This window comes from Sporotomaculum syntrophicum (genome assembly GCF_009932395.1).
Taxonomy (GTDB): Bacteria; Bacillota; Desulfotomaculia; order Desulfotomaculales; family Desulfallaceae; genus Sporotomaculum; species Sporotomaculum syntrophicum.
On the sequence record NZ_LSRS01000003.1, the window covers coordinates 2,828 to 11,221 of the forward strand.

The 8,394-nt window shown below is 46.2% G+C and carries 7 protein-coding genes and 2 pseudogenes; 3 read left to right on the forward strand and 6 right to left on the reverse strand.

Annotated elements, in window-relative coordinates; translation table 11 throughout:
- The first annotated feature begins 480 nt into the window (after window positions 1-480).
- Window positions 481-1,350 (forward strand): alpha/beta fold hydrolase, encoded by an 870-nt coding sequence (locus SPSYN_RS16430; protein ID WP_423828290.1) that lies wholly within the window; start codon window positions 481-483, stop codon window positions 1,348-1,350.
- Here SPSYN_RS16430 and SPSYN_RS05135 read toward each other — a convergent pair.
- The 4 genes and pseudogenes from SPSYN_RS05135 to SPSYN_RS05150 all read right to left on the reverse strand — a co-directional run.
- Window positions 1,288-1,706: pseudogene (locus SPSYN_RS05135) on the reverse strand (MFS transporter); the annotation flags it as partial. The gene SPSYN_RS16430 and the pseudogene SPSYN_RS05135 sit on opposite strands and share 63 nt — an antisense overlap.
- Window positions 1,707-1,714: 8 nt before the next feature.
- Window positions 1,715-3,400 carry a GH3 auxin-responsive promoter family protein gene (locus tag SPSYN_RS05140; RefSeq protein ID WP_161821447.1) on the reverse strand — a complete coding sequence of 562 codons (1,686 nt, stop codon included), beginning with the start codon at window positions 3,398-3,400 and terminating at the stop codon, window positions 1,715-1,717.
- Between the two features lie 4 nt (window positions 3,401-3,404).
- The gene (locus tag SPSYN_RS05145; protein ID WP_161821448.1) at window positions 3,405-3,860 is read right to left on the reverse strand and encodes a MarR family winged helix-turn-helix transcriptional regulator; all 456 of its coding nucleotides are present in this window, start codon (window positions 3,858-3,860) and stop codon (window positions 3,405-3,407) included.
- A gap of 119 nt (window positions 3,861-3,979) precedes the next feature.
- On the reverse strand, window positions 3,980-4,864 hold the full coding sequence (locus SPSYN_RS05150) for an XAC2610-related protein (protein ID WP_243152924.1): 885 nt from the start codon (window positions 4,862-4,864) through the stop codon (window positions 3,980-3,982).
- Window positions 4,865-5,153: 289 nt separating this feature from the next.
- Between SPSYN_RS05150 and SPSYN_RS05155 the strand changes: the two genes are divergently transcribed.
- A complete protein-coding gene (locus SPSYN_RS05155) occupies window positions 5,154-6,341 on the forward strand; it encodes an SAM-dependent methyltransferase (protein ID WP_161821449.1) in 1,188 nt (395 codons plus the stop codon).
- Between the two features lie 160 nt (window positions 6,342-6,501).
- On the opposite strand, the gene msrB is transcribed toward SPSYN_RS05155, so the two are convergent.
- Complete coding sequence (msrB, locus tag SPSYN_RS05160) at window positions 6,502-7,452, reverse strand: peptide-methionine (R)-S-oxide reductase MsrB (RefSeq protein ID WP_161821450.1); 951 nt, start codon at window positions 7,450-7,452, stop codon at window positions 6,502-6,504.
- Between the two features lie 126 nt (window positions 7,453-7,578).
- Between msrB and SPSYN_RS05165 the strand changes: the two are divergent.
- A pseudogene (locus SPSYN_RS05165) lies at window positions 7,579-7,719 on the forward strand (VapE domain-containing protein); the annotation flags it as partial.
- Between the two features lie 87 nt (window positions 7,720-7,806).
- Here SPSYN_RS05165 and SPSYN_RS05170 read toward each other — a convergent pair.
- Window positions 7,807-8,238, reverse strand: a complete 432-nt coding sequence (locus SPSYN_RS05170; protein ID WP_279279253.1) for a D-Ala-D-Ala carboxypeptidase family metallohydrolase — start codon at window positions 8,236-8,238, stop codon at window positions 7,807-7,809.
- Window positions 8,239-8,394 lie beyond the last annotated feature (156 nt).

The window sequence follows — 8,394 nt, forward strand, 5'->3', positions numbered from 1 at the left end:
ATCCATAATAGCCCATTAATTGAATAAATTTTCAAAGACCCATTTGTGGGGAGGGGGCAAGTATATACAATTTCGGCTGGTTTTATTTAAAAAATACGAGATGCTTGAGAAAAATTGGTATAAATCAGGTGGTATTACAGCTTAAGAACCAGAAGAAAAAGATTGAATTCCCATAGCTGGGAGCAGAGCGACTTCATTCTTCTATGGCAATTGAAAATTTTGCGAGGCAGCTATTGTGCGTAATCAAAGTTTAAGACTCAAAATCAGGGGTTACCTGACATTGAGTCGTTTTTTCTCCCGCAAAACTTCCAATTGGACCCTTTAAGAACCGTCCCTTTGTGTTTATTTTGATGAACATTAGAAATACAAGTATAATAGAAGTAAAAATCATGCAGAAATCTCAAAGGTCAAAGACTTCTTGCATGCCTTTCGCGACCCAGCTCTGTGGGTTTTAATATTATACAAAAGGAGTGTATTATAATGGAAGCCAACAAAATCGCAAAAAATGCAAAGTCAATAGTTCTGGACAACGGCATTGAACTGACTTATTGCGAATTAGGCGAAGAAAACAATGAGGTAATGGTGTCAGGGGCGTTCTATTTTCACACTTTGATGCCCGTTTTAGAAGGCCTGGCCAAGAGATTTCATGTCTATGGAGTAGTGATGCGTTTCGATGGGCCGACCACCCAGCATAACAAGGACGGTACCGTGAACTGGAGCAGGCAATGGGGCGACGACGTCTATCAGTTTACCAAAGCTTTGGGCATCAAAAAATTCCATTATATCGGCAAGTGCCACGGCATTAACCCGGGCTGGTTTTTAATCAAGGAGCATCCCGAGGTCTTAGACACATTCTGCAGTTTTTTTTTGGCACCGCATCTCTGCAAGCAGAACAGCAATCAGTGGTTTGATTTAAAGAAAGAGGGGCCTATAAGCTTGCTGAGCCGCGCGATGAAAAAACAGGAGCTTATTCCTATTAAGCTGGAAGAACTAAATACTCTTGGCTCTGATAAGATGTCCACTCCCGGGATCGAAGAATATGTCGCAGCCCCGGAAAAGATTTGGGATTCCATTGAGGAATGCGAAGAAACCTTAAAGAACGTCACGACTCCGGTTTGCTTGATGTTTGGAACAGATGACATTTTATTCCTGGATCACTTTGACAGCAATATTAAAGCGCTTATGACAATACAGGGATGTAAATGTATCATCCTCCAAGGTGAGCGCCATTTGATGGAAATAGACTGCCCGGACCGTGTTGTCAGCGAAGCGTGCTTCTTTATTGATGAGAGCAGAAAAAATTATACCCATAATCTTGGAACGGTCGGCCCCTTCAGTGATATCCGATAAATAAGCCATCACGGTAGGCAATGTTGCAGAAGATATCATTCCTGACAAAGCCCGGAAAGCGATCAACAAGGGTATATTGCCCGCTATACCAAAGAGGAAGAACGTCAGACCATAACCACCTAAACCAATCAAGAGTACAGGCCGCCGGCCTATTCTTCCGGTAACCTTCCCCAAAACGGTGCAAAGAAAAACTGCATGATTGAGTAGGCCGCCATAAATATTCCCAGTGAGAGAGCCCCTCCACCGAGTCCGGTAAAGAGGAACGGTAAAATAGGGATGACGATTCCAAAGCCAATCATCACCAGGAATTGAACGGTAAACAATATGATCACGGGGCGAACAATTTGTTTTTGCATAGCATCTCCTATGAGTGTTTTTCAATGTGTGCTTCTAATATAGAAATCAGGTATTGATCCCTGATAAGCCGGGGAATCTTGACCTGGGTTACGGAAGCTCCCCGTTTAATAAGTTCCTGGCGAACTTTTTGGAAGGTCCCATGTTGAACCAGCTTTACCTCGCAAGGGGAAATCCGGTTCCCTTCAACCCCGGCCCCATAACGTGGATTTGCCTGGGTAAGGCAGCTTTCCAAAGTATTACGAAAAGTTGAGATTTCCTTAAAGCCCCTCCGATCGGGCGAAATCTCCAAATAGAAATTATAGTGACCCGTAATTGTGCCTAAGTCCAGGGTGGTTGTGTAATCTTCAATTGCAGTATTTGAGGCCTTAAGTGCCATGCTGAGTGCCTGCTGTACTGCTGCTTCTGAGGTTTTCTCGCCTGTTAAATTTAACAGCTGCCCTTTACGGCAGATGAATTCAACAATTGGACTGGTGTTATAAATGCCTGCCACCTTAATTATGTCCCCCAGACGATAACGGTACAATCCCGCCCAGGTCGTCACAACAATTTCGTAGGCCTGCCCCACCTGAAGTTGGTCCAAATCAAAAGTCGAGGGCTCATCCAGTTCACTGTCCTCAAGCGGAATAAATTCAAAATACGCAGCACGCGGGGCAATAACATAAGTTGGCTGATTAACCTCAGGCGCCAACCCAATCAAAGCTTCTGTCGCACCATAAATCGCTGAATTGATTGGTGTATTTCCAATAAAGTACTTTAGCTTATCCTCATAGATGCTAAAACTGCCTCCACAGACACAGGAGACATAGCTTAACTCCGGCCACAGACGGGAAGCGATACCTTCCATCCCCCGCTCCAGTTCTTTCTGTATTTCTGAGCCCCGTTGAGGATTTGCCTTTAATTTTTGCTCAAGAAACACTTTTATCTCAGGGTCGAGGTATAACTCCCTGGATATATGACCCTGTGTAATATCCTCAGCGAGCTGGCTCCCCTTTTGAGAAAGTACACCAAACAGTTGAACGATACCAGAAGAAAAGGGAGACATCAAATAGGTTAGATTTTGTTCAGTCAGAGCAAAAAGCAAATGGAGGTAGTTTGCCGTATCTTGTTCAGGGATAGCAAGAACCTCCGGGGGAGAAGTCCAGAAATAAGGAAGCACCTTTCTCATCGATTGAGCCCCGCCGGAAGTTGCTGCACCAGTTGGGATTCCGCCAGGGGTGCTCCCCGATTGAAGCATATTCATCAAAAGCAGGCCCTTTCCCCCTTTTCTCGCTGCTTTAAGAGCCTGCCTCAAAAGTCCATGCTGAAGAAATATCATTGCCATATTAACTGACTTGCGTGAATGCGCTGTCATCGGGATTTTTTTTTGTTTCCCTGTCGTCCCGGAACTAAGGCCAAAATACATAACCGGGTCGGCAGTCAAGACCTTTTCTTTACCGGCTGCAATCTCGTCAATATAAGGCTCATAGTCTGCATAGGCGGTCAGTGGCACTTCGCGTTTAAATTTGACGGTATCATGGATTTCTGAAAAACGGTACATCTGTCCGTAGACCGTTTCTGAATTTACCTTGAGGATCTCTTGGAGTGTTTCACGATTCACTTCTCCAGCCCGGAGAGTATCATTCCTAAACTTCTTGTAAAAAGCGTCCGCGGCCAACGCATATATCCAATTCACAGCCCGCTGCATAATTCCCATACTTTCACTCCCTCCCGCCTAACTCCTCTAACACCTTCAAGAACTTTTCTAATGATTGGTTCATTGCTATAATCTCGGGCAGGCCAATTTTATTTATGATATCCCTGTGTTTTTGTTTCTGCTGCTGTTCAAAGGCCCGAAGCTGAGATACCCCTTCTGGTGTGAGCTGGATCAGAACAAGCCGCCGGTCTTCTTCACTTCTGGTCCTGGTAATGAGCCCTAATTTATAAACCCGGTCAATAAAACCGGTAGCCGCCCCCAGGGTGATTCCAAACTGCCCGGCTATTTCTGAAGGAGTCAAGGTACTTTCCCGTTCTAAGAGCTTAAGAAGATACATTTGATGCGGGGAAACCTGGCTGCCTTCAGGCGTAAGATATTCTTGATACTCCTGCCATACTCTCCGAAAAAGGGCACCTGATTTTTCCAGGATGTCAGCATCACACACAAAATTTTCGCCCATTGTTAACCTCCGATATCAAAGCACTGAAAAAATTATAAGCCCCATAAATAGTTTATGTCAATAACTATTTATGGGGCTTAGTTTAAATGCAAAACTGCAGTTTCCAACACTGTTTATACTCAATCCAGCCACTGGTCGGCGTGGTGACCGCCGATCCAATACCAATGAGGATGATCTAATTGCCACAGCTCGCTGTTTCTATAGTTTTCCTGCTCTCTTTCAAGAATTTGATTGTCCCCACCGAAGGACACTTCACGGATAATCTCCAATTTCCCATTTATAAGCGCCTTTTCAACTAATCCATTCCAATCTGCATCCAATTCATTCGTAACAACGAATTCACCATCTATAAATTTATAAATCGTGCCACCCCAATATGCCGCACTTGAGCCTCCGGCTGAATAAATACACTTATTCTCCGCATCAAGCGCGGGATTACAAATTTCAGAAAATGATTTTGATTTTACAAACGATGATGCTTTCGTATCCCACAGCCAACAATCATACCATGTATTGCCGTGTGCGCCACCGAACATGTTAAGAATAATCACATCCTTATATCCGTCGAAGTTCACATCCGCAACGTGGAGTCCCATCGTGCCCATCATTTCATTGAGAACGTAGTAACCGACTACCTTACCATCTGATATTTCCGAAAAATCGGCAGAAAGGATGGATTCGCCGTTTTCATCATACACATTAAGACCCATAACATAGCCGAACATCCCTTCATCTGGTTCCTGCACCACCCCCGTCGCAACAAAACGATACTCAGGCATACTCTCATGCAAACGGGCCTTAATTTCGTATGTATGTAGTCCTGGCTTAAGATCAGATGTATCCGTAGGTTCTAATACCGTGGGAGGTGTTAGTGATTTGATATTACTTTCTTCGACACCTGAGGCAATGTATGTACTTTTCGTTTCGTCTGCTGTAGGAACATTACAGCCACTCACACCCAAAAAAAGTATAAGCAAAGTCAAAACATAGATGCTATTTTTCATGCCCATCACCCTTCATATAAATATTTCAAGTTCAAAACTGACTGATAAATTCCTGTTTTTCTTTTTCTAACTATCCAGATAATTATTCCAACTACTATAATACATGATCAAACAGGTTTACATAATTTAATCGCCAGATAAATAGCTATAGAAAGAGGTGCTGCCAGGTGAATTAATCTGATAGCTTTTTTTATACTTTAGGGAATTAAATATAATTTCTTGGCATAATTATTTTAATTTAGGACAAAAGTGGAATATGACTTTAGTTTAAGATAAGGGGCAGATAACTATGCACAAGGCTTTACTAGACGAAATGTTCAACCGCCTGCCCGAGGGTGCCGTTACCGTCAAATATTGGGACGGAACCGACAAACAATATGGAAAGGGTAATTCTCTTTTTACCATCCACTTGATGCGCCCCCTGACCGGCTTAAATGCGGCCAAAGACCCGCTGCTGGAGCTGGGTGAAGCATATATGGACGGAACCATTGAGGTGGACGGGGATCTGACAGAGGTACTAAGATGGGCTTTCGCCAATCAACACATGCTACTAGCATCCCCTTCCGGCAAACTAGCCCGGCAATTGTTAGCTAAAATAAACAAGTCCACTTCTTTGACACAGCAGAAAAAAGATGTGCAATTTCACTACGACCTGGGCAATGATTTCTACGCTCTGTGGCTGGATGATACTATGAGTTACTCCTGTGCTTATTTCCACAGCCCTGAGGACAATTTGACCCAAGCTCAACTGCAAAAGATTGATCATATCCTAAAAAAACTTCAGTTAAAACCCGGCCAGACCCTGCTGGACATCGGCAGCGGCTGGGGCTGGCTAATTATCCGGGCCGCCCAGCAGTACCAGGTTAAAGCTTTAGGAATCACCTTAAGCCGGGAACAGTATCAAAAGACCAAAGAGCGTATTGGGGAAACAGGTCTGGAGCATCTGGTAGATGTTGAGCTACTCGATTATCGCCAGCTGGCGAACAGTGGCCGGATATTCGACAAAATAACCAGTGTAGGGATGCTGGAGCATGTAGGCAAAGCCAATTTGGGGCGGTTTATGGCGGCGGTGGATAGTCTTTTACAACCGGGGGGTCTGGCTCTGGTGCATTCAATTACTAAAATGACCGAAGGTCCTGTGAACTCCTGGATTATAAAGCATATCTTTCCCGGCGGTTATATACCTTCCTTAAGGGAACTGGTCTGGCTATTGCCGGAGTATGATTTTCACCTCCTGGATATTGAAAGTTTGCGGATGCATTATGCCATGACCCTGGATCGCTGGGCGGAAAATTTCGAACGGCATATAGACCAAGTACGCCGGCAACGAGGCGAGCGGTTTGTCCGCATGTGGCGGCTATACCTGCGATCCTGTGCCGAATCCTTCCGGTCTACCGGCCTGGATGTGCACCAAATTTTGTTTTCTAAAGGCCTGAACAATAATTTATTTTTGACTAGAGAGCATATTTATCAATAAATCTTTTTGTGTAAGACATTTGAAGTACTGGAAAGCGCGCGCGAAAAGGAACCGAATGCTCGGGGAAATTCCGAAAGCCTAACCGGCCTTCTGAAATTTCCCAGAACAAAGAACGGTTGTTGTCACCGTCCCCTTGCCACGTTGGCGGCTAAAGAAATTTTCATTCGATCAGATCCAAAAGATACCCATAGCCTTCCTTTACCATCTCGTCTTTCGGAATAAACCGCAGAGATGCACTATTAATGCAGTACCGCAATCCACCCGTTTCCTTGGGACCATCGTTAAACACATGGCCTAAATGGGCGTTCCCCACGCGGCTTCGAACCTCTGTCCTGTGCATTCCATGAGAAGTATCCTGTTTTTCGTGAATAACATACGGATCAATCGGTTTTGAAAAGCTGGGCCAGCCACAGCCGGATTCAAATTTGTCACTCGAGGCAAAAAGCGGCTCACCGGTTGTGATATCCACATAAATTCCGGGTTGAAAGGTGTTCCAGAATTCATTCTGAAAGGGAGGCTCGGTGGCATTTTTCTGCGTCACCTCATACTGCGTTGCAGTCAGCGTTCTACGCAGCGTATCGGCGTCCGGCGCTCTGTAAGCTGGAGGATTCACAATTGACTTTGCCGCCTTTTGGAACTTGGCCTTTGGAATATGACAATAGCCGTCGGGATGTTTATCCAGATATTTTTGATGATATTCCTCCGCGGGACTAAAATTGCGTAGCGGCTCTACCTCAATCGCAATGGGCTTGCTGTATCGCTCTTGCAGCTGCTCAATGGAGCGCTGAATTACCTGCAGATCCTTGTCATCCACATAGTAGATACCGGTCCGATACTGCGTACCGTGGTCACCGCCCTGCCGGTTGACGGAAACAGGATCAATCGATTCATAATATAGCTCCAGCAAAAATGCCAGAGGAATTACCTCGGGATCATAGACGACGCGTACGGCTTCAGCATGCCCCGTATTCTGGTAGCACACCTCTTCATAAGTGGGGTTTTCCGTCTTCCCGTTCGCATAGCCGACCTGTGTGGACAAAACGCCCCGAATCGACGAAAGATATTTCTCGGTTCCCCAAAAGCAACCGCCCGCAAGATAAATTTCTGACATAGAGTACCTCTTTTCATGATTTGTATTAGCAGCATTCGCATCTGATTGAAATACCGTTTTGTTTTATTTTTACTTTGGTGCTATCCATTTATTCAAACGATGCAATTATGTTAAGCTTGTCCAGAGGATAACAGCTACTCCCGGGCGGTGATCAGAAAAACCCTGTGCGCTGCGGTGGCCAGGGTCTATGAACCGGGCGTTAAGTTTGACTATATCCTGGTTTTAAACGGCCCCCAGTGTATCGACGAATCTACCTTTTTTGCCAAGCACATCACCCCACCCAGCGCGCCTTTCCTCTAAGCCTCACATCCAATGCGTAAAACCGCTATACCTTCCCACCCCGGCAAAGCCTAACTATTCAGCGGCTGCCGCCACTTCACGCGGGGCCACCCCCGTCACCGCAATATCCGCCGCGTTGCCCAGCAGGTGCTGGCTTTGCCTTGCTCCGCCTACTGCACGATGGTGCGTGGCGCAACGGTAAGCGGAGGTAATCACCACCGGTTTGCCGCCCAGCTGTTCCCGCAGCTGTTCCAGCAGGTGAACCAGGCGCGGGTTCACCCGCACCAGACCGCAGCAGCGGCAGGCGAATTCTGTTTCAGCAAAATGGGGGCCGAGCCGGCGACCCGGTTGAGGCTGGTGGGGCAGCAACATGGCCAGCGCCGCCAGGGTCTGCGGGCCGGCCACGCCGTCAGGCTTAAGCCCGCAGCATTGCTGCAGCTGCTCAACCGCGCGGCAGGTGCGGGGGCCGAAGTCACCGTCCGCCGGGCCGGGGTCGAAGCTGGCAATCGCTAGCTGCTGCTACCAGGGTGTTTGACAATTAGATAATCGGATGCATCAAGATGTTTTAAAGGCACTCGTTATATAATAAGAGAAGTGCCTTTGCTTTATCAATTACCAGCTAAAGGGATCAGTCTATACATGGTAGAGCCCTGTTACACTCTT

What these genes read in the sequence shown, in the direction of transcription:
- SPSYN_RS16430 (WP_423828290.1), top strand. Translation starts at nt 481, where the DNA reads ATGGAAGCCAACAAAATCGCAAAAAATGCAAAGTCAATAGTTCTGGAC.
- SPSYN_RS05140 (WP_161821447.1), bottom strand. Translation starts at nt 3,400, where the DNA reads ATGGGAATTATGCAGCGGGCTGTGAATTGGATATATGCGTTGGCCGCG.
- SPSYN_RS05145 (WP_161821448.1), bottom strand. Translation starts at nt 3,860, where the DNA reads ATGGGCGAAAATTTTGTGTGTGATGCTGACATCCTGGAAAAATCAGGT.
- SPSYN_RS05150 (WP_243152924.1), bottom strand. Translation starts at nt 4,864, where the DNA reads ATGAAAAATAGCATCTATGTTTTGACTTTGCTTATACTTTTTTTGGGT.
- SPSYN_RS05155 (WP_161821449.1), top strand. Translation starts at nt 5,154, where the DNA reads ATGCACAAGGCTTTACTAGACGAAATGTTCAACCGCCTGCCCGAGGGT.
- msrB (WP_161821450.1), bottom strand. Translation starts at nt 7,452, where the DNA reads ATGTCAGAAATTTATCTTGCGGGCGGTTGCTTTTGGGGAACCGAGAAA.